Annotated in this window: 9 protein-coding genes and 2 pseudogenes; 2 read left to right on the top strand and 9 right to left on the bottom strand. The window is 39.5% G+C overall.

The features are described from left to right. Nucleotides 1-571 precede the first annotated feature (571 nt). Nucleotides 572-7,195 (bottom strand): amino acid adenylation domain-containing protein, encoded by a 6,624-nt coding sequence (locus QUB70_RS03065; protein WP_332978260.1) that lies wholly within the window; start codon nt 7,193-7,195, stop codon nt 572-574. Between the two features lie 267 nt (nt 7,196-7,462). Further along, complete coding sequence (locus QUB70_RS03060) at nt 7,463-12,913, bottom strand: trifunctional serine/threonine-protein kinase/ATP-binding protein/sensor histidine kinase (RefSeq protein WP_332978259.1); 5,451 nt, start codon at nt 12,911-12,913, stop codon at nt 7,463-7,465. Nucleotides 12,914-13,038: 125 nt separating this feature from the next. Here QUB70_RS03060 and QUB70_RS32615 point away from each other — a divergent pair, with 125 nt between their 5' ends. Next, entirely contained in the window at nt 13,039-13,266 is a 228-nt protein-coding gene (locus QUB70_RS32615; RefSeq protein ID WP_442927690.1) for a transposase, read from the top strand. Between the two features lie 287 nt (nt 13,267-13,553). On the opposite strand, the gene QUB70_RS03050 is transcribed toward QUB70_RS32615, so the two are convergent. From QUB70_RS03050 to QUB70_RS03035, 4 genes are all read right to left on the bottom strand, one after another. Beyond that, nucleotides 13,554-13,685, bottom strand: coding sequence for a hypothetical protein (locus QUB70_RS03050; RefSeq protein ID WP_332978258.1), 132 nt, complete (start codon nt 13,683-13,685; stop codon nt 13,554-13,556). Between the two features lie 378 nt (nt 13,686-14,063). Continuing rightward, nucleotides 14,064-14,459, bottom strand: coding sequence for a nuclease A inhibitor family protein (locus QUB70_RS03045; RefSeq protein WP_332978257.1), 396 nt, complete (start codon nt 14,457-14,459; stop codon nt 14,064-14,066). 211 nt (nt 14,460-14,670) lie between these two features. Then, complete coding sequence (locus tag QUB70_RS03040; protein ID WP_332978256.1) at nt 14,671-14,910, bottom strand: hypothetical protein; 240 nt, start codon at nt 14,908-14,910, stop codon at nt 14,671-14,673. 56 nt (nt 14,911-14,966) lie between these two features. Further along, nucleotides 14,967-15,688 (bottom strand): IS1 family transposase gene (locus QUB70_RS03035; RefSeq protein ID WP_332978255.1). Its coding sequence is split into 2 segments (ribosomal slippage): nt 14,967-15,385 and nt 15,385-15,688, totalling 723 coding nucleotides; the frame shifts between segments, so codons are not numbered across the junction. Nucleotides 15,689-15,919: 231 nt separating this feature from the next. Here QUB70_RS03035 and QUB70_RS03030 point away from each other — a divergent pair. Continuing rightward, nucleotides 15,920-16,365 (top strand): annotated as a pseudogene (locus QUB70_RS03030) (ISAs1 family transposase); the annotation flags it as partial. A 219-nt stretch (nt 16,366-16,584) separates the two neighbouring features. Here QUB70_RS03030 and QUB70_RS32610 read toward each other — a convergent pair. The 3 genes and pseudogenes from QUB70_RS32610 to QUB70_RS03015 form a co-directional block, all read right to left on the bottom strand. Next, nucleotides 16,585-17,150: pseudogene (locus tag QUB70_RS32610) on the bottom strand (ISAzo13-like element transposase-related protein); the annotation flags it as partial. Between the two features lie 155 nt (nt 17,151-17,305). After that, on the bottom strand, nt 17,306-17,572 hold the full coding sequence (locus QUB70_RS03020; protein WP_332978253.1) for a hypothetical protein: 267 nt from the start codon (nt 17,570-17,572) through the stop codon (nt 17,306-17,308). Between the two features lie 314 nt (nt 17,573-17,886). After that, a partial coding sequence (locus QUB70_RS03015) for a CHAT domain-containing protein (protein WP_332978252.1) occupies nt 17,887-19,467 on the bottom strand: 1,581 nt, incomplete at its 5' end.

Raw genomic sequence — 19,467 nt, 5'->3', positions numbered from 1 at the left:
GCTAATAGATAGTCTAGATGGAAGCTCATAACGGTAAATGTATTAGTAGGTACATTTTACACCATAAACTCAGGAGAGCCATTATTTCGTTAATGTCTTGGCTTTGTAGCTGCAAATGCATTAAAAAAGCCAGGATACTTCAGCTCTGTAAGGTTGGCTCCAAGCTCTGAAAGCCTTACAGGAAAAGAGCTATGTCTATCCTTACCTAAATAGGACTACCAAATTTTCATTCCTAAGTTTAACAACATTATCATCAGCCCAAACTGAACTGGTGTCAGTTGTTTTTGTAAATGAGTAAGGTAGAATGTTGGTATCATTATTTTTTGGATAGGCAAGCGTTTCACAATTCTGCTGCCTATCTTTTTTAACCACACATTGGCTCAATCCCTACGAGTTCTGGGTTTCCGGCTGGTTGTTACCCCCCAGGGATATTACATTCTTTATCTCTAGCACATCTTTAGAAAAATGGTATCACGCTTCTGTTGACGCTCTACCTATTATCCTCTCTGGATAGCACTTTTACAAAACCGGGATGCTCCCGAGGCGTTATCTGTAGTCGGCATTTAGAGAATTAATTGGTATAAGGCGCGGTTAGTCTAAACTTCAGTAAGTACGATAAGTAAGTATTTAACAATCTTTCATCTATAGGTGGACAGCTAATGCAGCTACCAACTAAACCATCGATCGCATTCTGAGAATCAAAGCAAAGACTTGTGATTGTCTGTAAAGGTGCGGCTTCATCAGAGAAAAGGCTGACCAGTGGATGCAAAGCATTTTCTGGTGAATTTTCAACTGATTTTAATAACTCAAAATGCCACTGTTTGTAAGGAATGCGTTCGAGTGAGCAGCCAAAAGAGCCAATGAAATCGCAAAGCTGATTCCAAGCAATGGGATGGGGATTAACTAAATGGAAAGCTTTCCCCGCTAATTCTTTTTGCTTGGATAAATGAACGATCGCTTGGCTAACGTAATCCACAGGAGTCATGTCTATCATGATGTCTAAATCAGGTGTTTTTCCCATTTGAATGCAGCTTTTAAGCATTCTGCGGAGCAGATCGGCAGTATTGCAAATACCCGTTTGGCTGTCTCCTGAGATGAATCCCGGTCTATAAATATAAACGGGTAGCCCTCTAGAATAGGCAGTCATAGCTAATTTTTCAGCTACCCATTTACTTCGATCGTAACCTTCAGAAAGACTTTCACTATCAGGTAGTTCGTCTTGTTCTCGAACTACTGTAAATCCCTTGTAACTATCCGAGCAAAATACGCCAATGGTAGAAACGAAATGCACGGGTTTTACTTTTATAATGCAGGCTAATCTCAAAACTTCCTGCGTACTGAGAACGTTTACCGCTTTCAATTCAGAGTATGGATAAATCAGATTTGTTGATGCACCATTATGGTAAATTACATCAATTTCATTTGCCAATGTGTAAAATTCATTTGATGTAAGTCCTAAGAACGGTTGAGATAAATCTCCTAAAATTGGGATGATACGGTTGCTGATAGGTTGGTTATAAAGTAAGTAGCGTTCTAGACTTTTTTGGATTTTCTCAATACCTTGTTCGAGATTGGATGCTCTTACCAGACAATAAATATTTGCCTGCGTTTGGTTTAGTAATTCATTAAGTAAGTGAGTACCGAGAAATCCAGTTGCTCCTGTTAATAAGATATGGGATGGTTCTTTAACCCATTCAAAATTAATATTTTCAGGAGAAATGGTAGGATCTAGGATTGCTTCCGCATTCAGATCGATAATTTCTTCTTGTAGTGATGTAGAAGTGGAATCTGTCTGACTAGCGAGAGCGATCGCATCCGCAATTCCAGCAATAGTCGGTACTTCAAAGAATTGTCGCAGCGATACTTCTACCTGAAAAGCATCTCTCACTTTAAACATTAACTGAGTAACTTTTAAAGAATGGCCGCCCAAATCGAAAAAGCGATCGTAAATGCCAACTCGATCTATACCAAGAATCTTTTTCCAAATTTCGGCTAACTTTTCTTCTACAGGATTACGAGGTGCAACAAATGTTGTTTCCAGTTCTTGTCTAGTTCCTTCTGGGGCTGGTAATAATCGTCGATTTACTTTTCCAGAAGGTGTTAAAGGTAGTGCTTCTAAAAACACAAAAGCGCTAGGTATCATGTATTCAGGCAACTTTTCTTGTAAAAATTGCCGCAGTTCTTTGGTAGAAGATTCTAAGTCTTTGGAGACAACTACATAAGCAACTAAACGCTTGTCGCCCGGTATATCTTCCCTAACTACAACAACAGCTCCCAATACATTTGGATGTTGCCCCAATGCAGTCTCAATCTCTCCTAACTCAATGCGAAAACCGCGAATCTTTACTTGGTCGTCAATTCGACCCATATACTCGATGTTACCATCTGGTAAATAGCGGGCAAGATCGCCAGTTTTGTACAGTTTTGAATTTTGAATTTTGAATTTTGAGTTTTCTTCTAATTCAGAGTTCAAAACTAATAACTCATTACTATTTAGTAATGGGTTAGCAATAAACCGTTGGGCAGTTAAATCTGGTCGGTTGATATAACCATTGGCTAAACTAACACCACCGATGTAAATTTCTCCTGGAATACCAATAGGTACTGGTTGTAATTGTGAATCGAGGATGTGGATTTGAGCATTGGCAATAGGACGACCGATCGAGGGCAATTTAGGCCAGTTTTCAGGCGAACCAGTGAGAGTAAATGCCGTTACGACATGACTTTCAGAAGGGCCATATTGATTGTGTAAAGTGCAATCTTTTAGCTGACTCAACCAATTAACGATCGCTCTACTAATTTGTAACTGTTCGCCAGCCGTAATAATTTCTCGCAAATTAACAGGTAATACTCCTCCTTCTTCAGCAACCTCAGCTAGATGCTGAAGGGCAATAAAAGGAAGAAATAAACGTTCGATCGCTTCATCTTGGAGAAGTTGCAATAAAGCTACTGCATCTTTGCGAATAATGTCTGAAATTAACACCAAAGTGCCGCCATAACACCAACTGGAAAAACACTCCTGAAAAGAAACATCAAAACTAATTGGGGCAAATTGGAGGGTTTTAGTAGCAGGAAAAGCGAAATTTTGTAATTGCCAATCGATCAGATTCACTAGAGGACGGTGACTCATTGCCACCCCTTTAGGTTTGCCTGTAGAACCTGATGTATAGATAACATACGCTAAATGGTCAGGTAATACGGCTGTGGAGGGGTTATCTTGCGGGCGTTGGGCGATCGATTTCCAGCCCCGATCTAAACAGATTGCTGGTACCCCATACTCTAACAGTGGCGGCAATAAACTTGCCTGAGTTAGCACTACTGGAACTTGGGCATTTTCCAGCATATAAGCGATCCGTTCTTGCGGATAAGCCGGGTCGAGAGGTAAGTAAGCCGCACCTGCTTTTAGGATGCCCAGAAGTCCGATCGCCATTTCCAGCGATCGCTCTACGCAGATACCAACTACTGTATCTGGCACAAGGCCTAGCGATCGTAAATGATGCGCTAATTGATTTGCCCTTTGATTCAACTCCTGATAGGTGAGTTGTTGCCCTTCAAATATTACTGCTACCGCATCGGGATTTTGCTCTACTCGATCTTCAAATAACTGGTGAATGCACTTATTTAGCGAATAATTTGCCTCAGTAGTATTCCAGTTCATTAACTGCTGTCGTTCGCCAATTGTTAACAAAAACAACTTCGAGATGGACTGGTCTGGATTGACAACAATACTTTCCAACAAAGTGAGAAAATGTCCAACCATCCGGGAGATAGTAGCGGCATCAAATAAATCGGTATCGTACTCAAAACGACCGATAATTCCTTCCGGTTTTTCTTCAAGTTGGAGAAACAAATCGCACTTCGATGTACCGATATGAATGTCCATCTGGCTGACTTGCCAATCCTTAGAATCCAAGGTTACAATTGGTGGTTCTAAAATAAACAGCACCTGAAATAACGGATTTTGACCCAACTTTCTTTCTGGTTGAAGTTCTGCCACCAGTTTCTCAAATGGCAAGTCTTGGTAAGTATAAGCTCCTAAAGCTACTTCTCGTTCCCTGGAAAGTAACTGTCGGAAACTGGGAAAACCAGAAAGGTCAGTACGCAGGATCAGGGTATTGAGAAAGTACCCAATCAATCCTTCAATCTCCGAGCGGTTGCGCCCAGCGGTGACAGTGGCTACAGCAATATCTTCTTGTCCCGAATAGCGGTAAAGCAAGAGTTTGAATACCGCCATTAATGTCATGAATAAAGTAACATCCTCCTGAAGGGACAGAGTTTTTAAAGCCTCAGTTAAACTCTTAGAGAGTGCCAAAGTTTGCATTGCACCCCGAAACCTTTGAAGTGGTGGTATTGGACGATCGGTGGGGAGATTTAGCGGGGGCAAATCTGCCAATTGCTGCTTCCAGTAAGCTAGCTGTGGCTTCAGTAATTCTACTTGTAATTGTTGCCGCTGCCAGTAGGCAAAGTCGGCATATTGAATGGGTAATTCTGGTAGAGAGGAGGGTTTGCGATCGCAAATAGCTTCGTAGATTTTCACCAGTTCGGGAAATAGCACGCTGTATATAGAAACAGCATCCAAAATAATATGATGTACTGTCACGTATAGTCTATAATCCGTGTCGCCAAGCTGGATCAAAGTAGCTCGTAACAACAAATCAGAGGTGAGGTTAAAAGGTTGCCGTGCCTTTTCTGTTACTAGCCGCAAAGCTTCTGTTTCGCGATCGCTTTCTGACGCTATTTCTTGAAGGTTAATTAATGGCAGAGGTAAATAGAAACTTGGCTTAACGATCCGAATTGGTTGCCCATCGACGACAGAAAAGTTGGTTCGCAGAATTTCGTGGCGTTCGATAATTTTGTTGAAACTTTGTTCTAATGCTAATCGATCGAGCGAACTAGGTAAATAAATCGTAAAGTGTTCGTTATAAAAAGGATTACCCGGTTCCACTTGCGCCAAAAACCACATCTGTTGTTCGCCAAAAGAGAGAGGCAAATTCTGGTTGCGGTCAATCGTTTGAATAGGGGAAAGTTGCAACCTTGAGTTTGTTTGAAGTTCTATTTCAATTTGCTGACATAATTCGCCTATTGTGGGTGCTTCAAACAAAGAACGCAAGGATAATTCTATTTCAAGCGTATTTCGGATGCGAGAGATAACTTGAGTAGCTAGTAACGAGTCTCCTCCGCATTCCCAAAAATTGTCATGAATCCCAACTCGCTCTAAACCTAAAATTTCCGCCCAAATTCTTGCTAACACTTCTTCAACCGGAGTGCGAGGAGGAACGAAAGGCATTAACTCAAGCTCTCGTTCCAGTTCTAAAACATCTGGGGTATCTACAATCTCGGTTACAGAGTCAATATTGCTATTTGTCAGTTCATTTCTGATTTTTTTCGGTGAAGGTAGCGCTTTGCGATCGAGTTTTCCGTTAGGAGTTAGCGGCAATTCTTTCAGGATGACAAAGTGAGAAGGCACCATGTATTCAGGCAACTTCTGTTTCAAGAAGTTGCGGAGGTTACGGCTAACGGTGCGTTGCAAAACTTTCAAAAGCTTCTGTTTTTCCAGGAGATCATCTAAACTGGCTTGGATGGTAATTTGCTGCGTTGACGTTAGATAGAACTGAATCCCGATTCGCTGTTCTTCTTGCCATGCTACTTTACATTCTGTCCACAAAAATTGAGAATTTTCTGGTAGCTGTAGGCGCAGGCGGACGCGACTACCACGCTCTAAAACTTCTGTCATTCCTACTAAGCTAATACCACCTATTGAAATGTCGTCGGTGGTTACTTCTATAGTACGATTCCCCTCAACTTCAACTAGGCAAGGACTTTTATAAGGTATCCGTTCCGGTATGAGAGTAGATACGATGTAGGCGACTAAACGCTTGTCACCCGGTACGTCTTCGCGTGCGATCGCAACGGCTTCTCGCACGTCAGGATGTTGTCGCAGTGATGCTTCAATTTCTCCCAGTTCGATGCGGAATCCGCGAATTTTTACTTGATGATCGATGCGACCCAAAAATTCGATATTGCCGTCAGGTAAGTAACGGGCTAAGTCACCAGTTTTATAGAGGCGAGAACCTGATTCGTTGCTAAAGGGGTTGGGAATAAAGCAATCGGCAGTTAGTTCGGGTCGGTTGAGGTAGCCCCGTGCTAAACCAGCACCGCCAATGTATAGCTCTCCGGGAACACCGATCGGGACAAGCTGTTTTTGGGCATCTAGAATATAGACCTGCGTGTTGGCAATGGGCCGACCGATGGGGGGTGGCTCGTTACCCCCTTTTTTCACTAAAGTATATGTGGAATAGGTGGTGTCTTCGGAAGGACCATAAAGGTTGAAGACCTTTTGCACTGTGTTGTGTTCATACACCTGCTGTACGAGTTTATTGGGAAGGGGTTCACCCGCCAGGTTGACGGTGCGGACAGAAGAAGGTATGCCGTCCATTCTCAATAACTCAGCGATCGCAGAGGGAACTGTATTGATCAGAGTGACATCTAGAGCGGCGGACAATGCGGGCAAATGCAATGCGTTCTCTGCCAGAATGACTTTGCCACCCCAGCTTAGGGGAACAAACAGCTCGAAGACTGACAGATCAAAGCAAATAGAGGTTGAAGCCAAAACTCCAGCAAGATCGTCTGGATTAAAGACTTGTTTTGCCCAATCCAACAGAGCAACTGCATTGCGATGCTCGATAGCCACTCCCTTGGGCTTACCAGTAGAGCCCGAGGTGTAAATGACATAAGCAAGGTTATCGAGCTTCACCTCACTGATTAAATTTGCCTCGCTCTGTCGCTCAATAATTTCCCAATCTGTATCTAGGCAAACGATACGTGCTTGATGTTTGGGAAGAGATTTCACCAACCGCGCCTGAGTCAGCAGCACTGGCACTGAGGAGTCTTCTAACATGAAGGCCAAGCGCTCGTGTGGATAGGTTGGGTCGAGAGGAACATAAGCACCACCGGCTTTGAGAATTCCCAAGATTCCCACAATCATGTCAAAGGAACGTTCGACGCAAATACCTACTAACACTTCTGGCTTTACTTCGAGCGATCGCAGGTAATGCGCCAACTGATTCGCTTTTACATTCAGATATCGGTAAGTTAATTGTTGTTCTTCAAAAACCACCGCCACAGCATCCGGTGTACGCTCCACTTGAGATTCAAACAGTTGATGAATAGCTCCACCTTTCAAATGATCGGCCATTTGATGCTTCCTCTAAGTAATTATACTAAGTGACTGATTGTAAGAAGCGATTATCTAGAACTTTTACTCTGAAGCAATGCTCAATTAAAAGCCTTTGTGTTTAGCGAAAAGCTTGACAGGTTCGAGCTAAGTTTAAAGCTTAATCTTCTGTCCGCTATTTTTTGGATCGCTGCTACTAAATATAGGTTACTCCAAATTGAAAAAAATCACAAAAATTTAGGAGCGATCCAAAATTATTTACTACCTTCAGAATCAACCAAATAAAATCTACACTAGGGAGCTTGACTTTTGGCGATTTTGCTGATTTACGGGAATCTCAATTATGAACTCCGCACCTTGACCTGGTGCTGAAATGCAGTTCAGTTGTCCGCCATGTTTTTCAACCACAATTTGATAACTAATAGACAACCCCAAACCCGTACCAGAACCAACGGGTTTGGTTGTGAAGAATGGGTCAAATAGTTTAGTACGCACTTCTTCTGTTACGCCAGTTCCATTGTCAGCAATCCGTATTCTTATCCAATCGCGATCTATTACTTCAGTTACGATAAGAATCGTGCTAGAATTTTCCTTCATCTGTGTTTGTGACCGATGGCGATCGCGCTGATCTAACGCATCCATAGCATTAGCAATAATGTTTATAAATACTTGGTTTAATTGACCTGGGTAACACTCTACTAATGGCAGTTTACCATATTTTTTAATTACTTGAATTGCTGAATTATCTGCCTTTTTATTCAAACGGTTTCGCAAAATTAGCAGCGTACTTTCAATACCCTCATGGATATCTACTGATTTCATATCTGCTTCATCTAAACGAGAAAAACTTCTGAGTGACAAAACGATTTCGCGAATACGGGTTGCTCCCAGTTGCATTGAAGAAAACAATTTAGGTAAATCTTCCAATAAGTATTCCAACTCAATTTCTTCAATATAATTTTGAATTTCTGGTTGAGGACTAGGATTGCTGTCTTGGTAGAGAGCAATTAAATGTAATAATTGTTCGCTATATTCGCTAGCGTGGCTTAAATTACCATAAATAAAGTTGACTGGATTGTTTATTTCGTGAGCAACACCAGCAACTAATTGTCCCAAACTAGACATTTTTTCAGTTTGGATAAGTTGTGCTTGAGCTTGTTTTAGTTCATCCAAAGCTTTTTGTAATTTAATTGCTTGATCTTTTAATTTATCATTTTTTTCGCTTAGTTCAAATGTGCGCTCTCTCACCTTTTCTTCTAGCGTGCGGCTGTATTCTTCTAAATTTTTATAAAGCAAAGCATTTTCTAAGGAAATAACTATTTGCGTCGAAAGGATTTTAACGATTTCTAAACGAGCAGGTGTAAATACCCCAACGGTTAAATTATTCTCTAAATAAATTATGCCAATTAGTTTATTTTGATTAATAACTGGAGCACATAAAATGGATTTAACTTGAGCTTTAATAATATACGAGTCTTTGACAAATATTCCCTCTTTTGCTGCATTATTTAAAACAATATTTTCTTTTGTCCTAGCTACGTAATTTATTAAAGAAACTGGTAAATTTGGACTGTTTTCTATAGATATCGATGTCCACAAAGTTATTTGTTCTTGTTCTACAGTACCAGTTGCTTTGAGCGTTAAAATACCATTGGTTTCTAAAACAAGGCAGCTAGTTTGAGCGCCTGCATTTTCCATTAAAACTTTTAGCAATTTATCCAAAAATTTATCAAGTACAATTTCGCCAGCAAGAGCTTGCGATGCTTTGATTATAGTTGCTAAGTCTAAAACATCGGCTTTAGTTCCGAAGCTTGAAGAACTTGTCGTAACAGTTAGTTCTCGACTAGAAGTTTCATTGGAAGTTAAAGATAGTAATTGCGGGTATCTTGATTCTAAATCTTTAACCTTTGCTATTGCTCCCCAACGAACATAGCAATAGTATGACTCTACTAAATATGTTTGAACTATCTTTTCTCTTCCAAGACTGCGATAAAATTCTGCTGCTCTTTCATTTGCTAGTGCTTCTTCGTGAATATAACCTTGTTCTTTGGCTCCTTTAATTGCTAGATCGTAATATTCCATTGCTGGCAGTATATGCCCTAAAATTTTAGCCTTTTCTGCTTCTACTAAATAATATTTGTGTTCGTAATTCATGGGAGCATATAACGACCATTTTTTTAATTTTATTTGGTTTAATTCCACTTGTTGTAGGTCTATCTCTCGCTCAATTTCTCCTATCGTTGAACATTGTGCAAGTAGAATCATAGAATAGTAAAAATTTTGTTCGCTTGTATGTAATAGACCGGCCAAATAACCAGAATATTGCTCGGCTAGCTTTGCATAACTAACTGCTTCTGTGTAATTTTGAAGTAAATATAAAAATATTGATTTGGAAAGATACGTAGCAAAAAGTAATGCACCATTATTCGATTCAATAAAACTAGCTAGCATTACTTCTTCATCGAATAAATTACCGAGCGCTCTACATTCATTGTCGGTCTTATTTAAAAGTTTCAAAACTAATTGTCGCCAAATTGTAATAAAAACGCTCAAGTAATTTTGTTTTAAATTAACTAATAAGTTTGTGTAAATAGTTTGTTTAGCACAGACTTCATTTAGATGCTCGCCTACAAAAAATGGATAAACTGAAGTGTAAACAGCCGCGTAACCAGCATACTCTAAATCGCCACTCTCTAAACCATATTGAACAGCTTCTTGTAAAGGTTCTATGGTTTCCCTGACATGGCTTACCCAAATTTTAATATGAGCATAAAATAATTCATATACTTTAGTTTTAACTTCTTTTGCATTCAATTTTTCTAATATATTTATCCCTATTTCACCGAACTGATACCCACTTTCAATATTATCTATTGAAGTACAAAGGAGCAGTCCATAAAAAGCATAAGCGAAAGTAGATAGTGATGAGTTTCCATATTTAATACAAATATTGACCATCGTAAACACGATCGGCGACAAAAGCTCTGGATTCATTACATAAGCAGGTGTTATCGCTTTAACTAATATTCGCATTGCCGCAAGTTTATAAGGATCGACCATTTCTGGTAGATTGCTTAAATTGCCGATATTTAATCCTTCAGGCAATTTTTCAACTAAAGGTTCTCCTAGCATTTCCAGCACTAACAACGATGTGTCAAGTGCTGCTTGCATCTGATTGAGAGAAATATAAAATTGAATTTTTATTTCGTATGTTTTGACTTTTTCTAAAAGCGAAGTAGCTTGTTTTAAAACAATATCCCCAAGCAGAGTTGAATTTTCAAAGTTACCATTTAAATATTCTACTTCTACTGCCTCTATATACAGCGACAAAGTTAATTTATAATTACTATACCAGCTATCTTCTGCAAGTAGTTCTAGACCGAAATTTAAGTATCCCTGCGCGAGTTCATAAGCTGCTGCTGCCTTTGCTTTCCGAGCAGCAAACAGATTTAACTCAGCCAGATTGTGTGGGATTTTTTGATTGGCAATTAACTCAATAGCGATATTTAAATGATTGACAATATCAAAAACTTTCTCTTCTATTTCTGTTGTTTGAGTATTCTTTAGCAAGAGTTGACCGACTTTTAAATGAAGTTCTTTTTTTTGCTGTGCTGGAATTAAATAATAAGCGGCTTGTTGAACGCGATCGTGCAAAAATTTATACTCAATATTTAGAGAGAAATTACTTTGATTTTCGATCTCGTCAACTAATGTTGATGGTGTATTTAAATCATCAGCTAGAGGAATTTTATAAGCACCGCTTAAAGGGAAAATCAAATCTTCTTGAAGTGCTTGCCAAAGCTCTGTTGCTGTAGATGATAAAGATTTTTCATTGACTATTGCTAGATCGTTTAATGTAAATGTATTACCAATACAAGCTGCCACTTTTAAAACATTTTGCGTAAAACTAGGAAGTTGTTCAATTTTGTCAACCATTAATTCAACAACATTATCCGTAATTTTAACTTGGTTGATTTGCTGAATATCCCACTGCCAATTACCCGCATTTAGATCGAATGAAAGTAGGTTATCTTGGTAAAAACTTTTAAGTATTTGAGTTACAAAAAATGGATTGCCAGCCGTTTTATTAAAGACTATTTCTGCTAAAGGTAAGGCTCTTTCTAATTCGCAGTGAAGCGTGTCTGCAATTAATTCATTAACTTGAACAGTATTTAAAGGTTGTATATCGATCTGATTTACTTTAACTCCAGCTTTTTGAATTTCATTCAAAAGCAACGTCAATGAATGAGTTTCGTTCACTTCGTTATCTCGGTAAGCTCCAATTAACAAAAAGTATTGACTATCTAATGACATCATTAGTAGCTGGAGTAATTTTAATGAGGCAGAATCAACCCACTGTAAATCGTCTATGAAAAGAACTAAAGGATGTTTTTTACTGGTAAAAACACCCAAAAATTTTTGAAAGACTAAATAAAATCGATTTTGTGATTCTCCAGATTCTAATTGAGGAATAGGGGGTTGCTGCCCCATAATTAATTCGACTTCAGGAATGACTTCAATAATAACTCTGCCATTTGTACCCAAAGCTTTTAATAATTTTTCTTTCCAGATTTGGATTGTTTTTTCACTTTCTGTTAATAGCTGTCGAATCAAGGTCTGAAAAGCTTGAATTAGTGCAGCATAAGGAATACCGCGTTTAAATTGATCGCATTTCCCAGAAGTAAAATAACCCTTTCGCCGCACAATTTGTCGATCTATTTCATTAATCAAGGCTGTCTTGCCGATTCCTGAATAACCGGAAACAAGTATCATCTCACTTGTACCTTGACTGATTCTTTCAAATGCAGCGTTTAGGGTAGCAATTTCTAGATCGCGACCGTAAAGCTTTTGGGGTATTTGAAATTTAGCAAAAACATCATGCTGACCGAGAATGAAATTTTTAATTCTTCCATTGGTTTGTAGTTGAGTTAAACACGCTTCCAAATCTGCCTTAATTCCATAAGCACTTTGATATCTATCCTCAGCAGTTTTGGCTAATAATTTCATCACGATATCAGAGACTACTTTCGGGATAGTTGGATCTAGTTCATGCGGTAAAGCGGGTATTTTGGCAATATGACTGTGAACGAGTTCCATCGCATCTGTAGTTTGAAATGGCAACTGTCTAGTCAGCATTTCATAAAATGTGACACCCAAAGAATAAAAGTCAGTACGATAATCAATCGCCCGATTCATCCTACCAGTTTGCTCTGGGGACATATAAGCCAAAGTTCCTTCTAATCGATCGGGATTGCTGGCCAGATATTTTTCTTGCATCAGAAGTGATGCAATTGAAAAATCTGCGATCTTTACTTTTAATGTTCGCTCGTTAATAATGATGTTATCTGGCTTGATATCTTTGTGTATAATATTTATTCTATGTACTTCTTCTAAAGCTTTAGTTAATCCAATTGATATTTGCAAAAATACAGATAAATCTATAAATTTACCAGCTTGAAGAAAGTTTTTCAGTGAGTCGCCACCAAAATCTTCTAAAACTATAGCTATATAATTGTTAGATTTTTCTATGGTATAAGCTTTGATAATGCCTTCTGAATCTAAGTTTTTTGTCAATTCATACTGATGTTTAAATACATAAATATCTTGACTGGAAGGATATGCCTTTTTAAGAATTTTAATAATAACAGGTTGACGATCTAGAATTCTCCGCGCTCTATAAACCAGGGTTATTAAACTATCGTGAATTTTTTCTAAGTATTCATAACCTGCAATAAACATGGTTTTTTCCTGGTTGTCAGCATGAAGTTTATAATTTTTATAATCGTAATTGATTGATCTTAGTTTTGCCTCAGTAATTTTACGGTTTCGATCCTACAACTTAAATATAATTTAACGTGAGTTCGATGAAGTGCGATCGCTTGGTTGACATAGTAGATGGGTGGGTGGGCGATCGCTTCATTGACGGGCTCTACGAGAGTGGGCGCTCGCTTCATTTGTGGTGGCATCAAATCTCAAATGTTGAGGGAATTAATAATAAGTTAAAACTGTTAAAATGTAGTGGATTCGGGTTTAGAAATTTTAAAACTTTGAAATCCGATCTTTGCTTTTTTGGCATTTTCCTAAAGATATAGCACTTCTTCAATTGGATAATAGTTCTTAACGAGCCACTTTGCTCTCCAACACTCAGCCAGAAGAAGCTGGATTTTTCTGGCTTTGTACCATTCCTCTATCTGAGCTGGTGTCTGAGCTTGCTTTAGGAGGTCATCGCTGGGCAAGCTGGCTATACGTTGGGCAATTTGCTCGCCTATTTCAGGGTTTTTTCGATTCATTAGGTAACTGGGAGTAAAGTGGGAAAAACAGGGCAAAAGTAGCTCCGGTCGTTTACTGCCCAATTGTAATCCCCAATTTCAGAGCCGGATTATTTGCCCACTGCTCCGCTACGTGAGTATAAATAGAGTTCGTCCTGGGGGTCTTTATGCCCCAACAAGTCCTGCACTTGCCGCAGTTGGGCCCCGGCTCGCAGCGCCAGCGTTCCCGCCGTATGTCTCAAACTGTGGGTCGATATCGTGCGCCCCGGCGTGTGTTTGAGCCCTGCTTCCTTTAAATATAGAGGAAACTATAAGCTGTCGCGCATTTAAATTGTATATTCAGGGCGGGCGGGACGCCCAACCCCTACTCCCCACAAGAGTTTGATTTTTTTTAAACATACAATTTAAATGCAGAACAGCTTAGCACCTAGCTGGTATCGCTTGCTCTCTGTGTAAGAGAGGAAGAAAAAGGTTCCTAGCATAACAAAAAAGTAAATAGAAAAAAACTAACTAATTACTTTGCTGACTGTTCTCATATTACAACCTTTCCTGACTCTAATTATGCTTGCTATATAACGAAATGATTAACAAACATTCAGAGCTCGCCCTGTCTGTTGCAATCAAGTCTCCACCAATTTCGTAGATAGCCCTGCCAATCCGCCACCGGGAGTCACCCCGACAAGGTAGGCATCAATCTCAACGCTACCCACTCGGTAAACCTGCAACTGCGAGAGGTTCTGCTTTAGTGTGCTAACCAAGTTCTGAAAACGGTGCACTGTTTCCCGTTCCTCTTCATCGTGCCAAGCTTCCTCTGCGGTGGCGATCGCAAAGAACTCGTCAACCGTCCGCAGTTCTACGAGAGCATCGGGTGGATGTTCGGTGAGTTGCAGCAATTTTGCGGGGGTTAGCTCTCCCTGTGCCTGCCAGTTAATGACTTCAAAGGGGGCATCGGTTTCGCTGAGGAAGAGCAAGCCTTTGGAAGCTTTTTGGAGTTGGTCGGTGATCGAGTCGGTCATGGCGGCTGTTGGTTTTACACAAGCTTAGCCAATAACCTTCTAATTTGGTGCAGTAGCAAAAAATAGGGGCAGCTTCTTTCAAGTTACCCTTATTCCGTCCGATCAACCATGTATAGCAATCCTAAATGATTTTCTAGATATTGAGCGCTCCTAAATAATTTTCTGTGTGCAAGTATATTGATGTATTTTGGGGAAATCAAATTTATGTTTGTTAGTAAAAAACTCTCTCCAAAAATTTGACAATCTTAAAAGACCTGCATAAATACCAATACTTTTTTAAAAAATTTTTAGCTTGTAACCAAATATCTTCAACGGGATTCTGTTGGGGAGCATTGGGAGCAAATAAAATACAAGTAATTGACCAATTCTCAGGTTCTTTATCACCATTTACTTCTAATAAAAATTCTCTAAGTTCGCCATATTTATGATAACTCGCTCCATCCCAAATCAAGATAATCTTTTGATTTTTTTATCTTGGGCAGTGATAAATATGTAGTGATTAGATATTCATTGGCTCAAAACATAGTTGTAATGATGGATAAAATACCAAATAGCACCAATATGGTTTTCTAACTTTTTAGAAAATGAAAGAGTCTTTCTTACGAGACGAGAAATACGTTGGCGCAAAGTATTATTAAATCTTTCCATGTGATTAGTTTTTCCACTGTCTTTACCAACTGGCTGATGGCGTAGCGAAGGAAAAATACAAGCATACGCAGCCCAAAAATCTGTATAGCAAACAGCACATTGTCGATAGACACGAGGGAGAGAATTCCATAATTGTTTTGCTCCTTCTTCGCTGCGATCCCCAATATAAACACCAATAATTTCTCTGATTTCTCTATCCATTGCTAACCACACCCATTGCTTATTTTGTTTGCAATCTACAAATGACCACAGTTCATCACATTCAACATTCAATCTGACTTTTTTTTATGTTTAACCTTTACTGTGCGTTCGATTGAGGCATATTTATTATTTACGTAATCCTGTAACCATTTTTGAGAAACACCCGTGCTTCTAGCTATACCAGCCTCATATATCTTCTCCAAAAAAAGTCGATCGATTAAATTTTTTGTTTGTGAGCTGATTACTTTGTTGGTCGGATTTTCCACAAATTGGGGGCCGCAACTTTGACATTTGTATTTTGGTTTTTTATTATGAATTCTACCATTTTTAACTGTGTGATTTGAACCACAATCAGGGCAATTTGGTCGTAAGGATAGCATATTATATGACTAAATTAATATTGGCAGATATCAAGGATTCCAGCAACAGCTACTTATGATAGCATAAGTGTAACTAAATCTACATTCGAATGCGTAAAGAAAAATTAAAATCACAAAACTTGATTGTGTGAGTTATAAAATTATCCTATGTATTCAATTACTGTAATTAAATTTCACTACATATTTATTACTACCCAAATATTATGGCTTTACACAGCTTATTCGACCAAGAAAGAGAGTAATCATGGTCGCTTAGAAATCCGAAATCACTTAATGTTAAGTAATATAAAAGAGCTAATTGACCCCGAGAATAAATGGGAGAATCTTCAGAGTATAGGGATGATAGAATCCGTGCGAATAGTGAAGGAAAAACAACCATTGAAACTCGCTATTACATTAGTAGTTTACCAAACAATGCTCAAAGGTTTGGTGAATCCGTCCGCAGTCATTGGGGGATCGAAAATTCTTTGCATTGGGTATTAGATGTAGGTTTTCGTGAAGATGATTGTCGGATCGGAAAAGACAATGCTCCGCAAAATTTTTCCATTCTTAGACACATTTCCCTCAATCTTTTGAATCAAGAAAAAACTTCAAAAACTGGAGCAAAGAATAAGCGACTTCGAGCCGGGTGGGATGATGACTATTTGACTAAAATTCTCGCTGTTTCAGTTAACTAAATTATTGTAAACAACTCATTACTAACTATTATACAACTTTCAAACAGTGGTTGTAAGCTTTTTATTGTCTCAAAAATGGCAGCAAGTAAAAATCATCATCAGTTCCTCTTTTCTATTAAAAGTCATTACAAAGTGTGTCTATAGCTTCTAACAATGGTGAATTTATCTTAAAATATACTCACCACCGATGAACAGTGTTCAATAAGATGCGTTCCCCCTGGGGTCATGGTCAGCTTCTGTATTAATTTGTGTTACCTGTTTAAAAATGGCTTCAGTTTCTGGAATCTTCTTGATTGGTTTAGTTTTAAGAACTCGTTTTAAGCTATAGCCCAAGTCATTCAATCGTCGTCGAATTGTTTCTACGGTCGGTAGTTCTTCATCACTATAACCAAATTGTTCTATTAGTTGACGACGGACTTCACTGGCGGTAATTCGTGTATATAATCCTGTACTCTTAAAGCTAGGGTCAGTTTGACTTTGTGGGTCTGCTAACAATTTAATATCATTCAATAAGTTGGGTAATGAAAGTCTCAACCCGCTTACGTCCACTGCGCTGGAAACCATCAATAATTGGCTGACCACTTTTCAATTCTTGCATCCCTTTACGGATGGTGCGTCTATTCCATCCCAACTCCTTTTCAGAAGAAGGTCTGTCCACCTATTCCCAAACCTTTGACTACGAATGCCATGAATTGTCGTCTGTCTGTCCCCTTGAGTTTTTTCGCTGTTGTGATGTAAAGAGATTTTAGATACTCAGTCAGTTTTATGATAGATTTTAGAGAGATAAGATAGGCTGCACACTGAAATTATTTTTCGGTCATTATTCGCTTATTATAGGATCAATCATTCTGTGGCTGTCTCTTATTGTATTTTTTGGCGTCTAATTCCTGAATATTAACCAAACTATCTCTAGCTGATGAAGAAAATTATATCCGAAAATTCATTCCTCTTCAATCTCCAAATCAGCATACTCAGAAAAGTCACCCAAATCGTGTACTTCACCTTTAGCTGCTTGTGCGAGGCCGCACTTAACTGAGGCTAATGCTTGGGAGTTTTGCCGCAACCACTGCTCGCGATCGGGTATGTTGGTTATTGGGTCTAATAAAATTTGTCCGGCTTCGTTGACGAGAACGCGATACTCTGTTGACTTGGGTTCGAGGTTTAAACTGATGAGTCCTTGTGGATCTGTGCTGATTGAGTTTTTCAAAATCTAAAACATATCTTTAAACTATTATAAAGTTTGATAAAACTTCCTAGTGTGAGTTTGACTCAACTCTCACAAATTAGATGTTGTTTGTTTATAAGGATTTTATGGCGGGGTGGGGGCGTGTTTATGATATTGTATGTTATCTTCAATATCATCGGTGAACCCAGCCATACAAAATTGTTGAAATGGGTGTTTGAATCTGGGATAAAATAGATATAATTCCTGTAGGCGCGGGTTTTACCAACCATAATTGCCTGAGATTAATAATCTCATAAACCCGCCCCGCCCATACGCTATGAAGTTAAAAATTTCCCTTACCAAGGACTACCAATCATCACAAAAGCCGACCAATAATAAGGATGCGATAACTTCAAATCGGCAAACCCTTGCAGCGAAGTCGGCAACTCCACCCCGTCACCCCGACTCGAACCCCGCAATCTGCCGCCCTCCAAACGCACATCTCCCCGCAACATCGCAATTTGCGCTTGTTGCAGCGCGGCCCCCTTAATTCGCGCCGTCTTCAACTGCTGGTAAAACTCGCTCATCAATCCCAAAGTACCTTCATCACTCACGTACCACAAACTCCCCAAAGCCGTTTGCACCCCCGCTTGCAACGCCAACCCCCCAAAACCCAACTCCGCCTGTGCATCTCCTACCGCAGTCCGACAAGCGCTTAAAACTAACAAATTCACCGGCGGATCGTTCAATCTCAAATCCTGCAATTGATCCAGTCGCAATCGACTATCCCACAACTGAATAAAAGAATTACTCGGCGCCCCCGGTCTAAATTCGCCGTGAGTAGCTAAGTGAATAATCCCAAAAGGTCGGCTTTGATGCTGTCGCTTCAAATTGTCCAAAGTGAAACCCTCATTCAGAAAACTAATTCCCGGCCACAGTTGCGAAATAGTCGCTATTTCAGCAGGAACCGCCGGCAAAGCTTTCAACTCGGAAAATTGCGACGCACCCATTGCTAAAACTTGAGAATTTCTGAGATCGACATAGCGACTATCTGTTAAATTGATGCTGGGCATTAAGCTGAGATTGTACTTTTCTACCAAAAATTGCTGTCCGTCGTGCAAAGCAGCAAAGGGCATACCTCTCAAACCCCGATCGACCACAAAGGAAATAGTATCCGTTTCGCACTTTTTCAAACTGTCCTCTAAAGGCGCAATCATCCACTTATAAAGCTGTTGGGCAGATGGTAGATAACTCGTAGTACCCCGCACGCCCGGTTTGGTAATCTCACCCCTGAACTCATTTACAACTTTCAGCAGTTCTTGCCGGTTCGCTGACGGCACGCTTTTGTGCACCGCTTCACCGCAAGAAGTTATTAGCATTAAATTTAATTTTTCCGGTTGCGAGAACAGATAAATTAAGCTGGGTTTCGTGCCAGTTTCTTTACCCACTGATGCTAATTTTCTTGTGATTTCCTCTGGAGATATCTGTTCGTCTACGATCTTTAGGTTGAAATATTCCTGGAATTCTTGGCTGAAAGATTTGTCCAGCAGAGACAAAGCTGCCGATATTTGGCCGCTCTCCAAATTCCTGCCGATGTCGCTGCGAAATGCTGACTGAAAAACCGAATTTATGGCAGATGGATTGATCAAATTTCTGAGTCCTCCCAGATGTTGCATTCTGTCGGGAAGCATTCTTTCTCCGGGTTTTTCTATAATACCTCGCGATATTATGTTTTGGTTCTGCAACTGTTGGGGGTTCAAGGGTTCATTTAATTCGGGAAAAATCGATCGCGCTCGATCTGGAAATCTATCCCTTAGCGATGGCGGCAGCGAATTTCTATCGGGTTGATTTATGATTCCTGGTTGATTTATGATTCCTGGTTGATTTATGATTCCTGGTTGATTTATGATTCCTGGTTGATTTATGATTCCTGGTTG

This window comes from Microcoleus sp. A003_D6 (genome assembly GCF_036702825.1).
Classification (GTDB): domain Bacteria; phylum Cyanobacteriota; class Cyanobacteriia; order Cyanobacteriales; family Microcoleaceae; genus Microcoleus.
The sequence above is the reverse complement of the archived record's forward strand: the minus strand, read 5'-3'. Positions and strand labels throughout refer to the sequence as shown.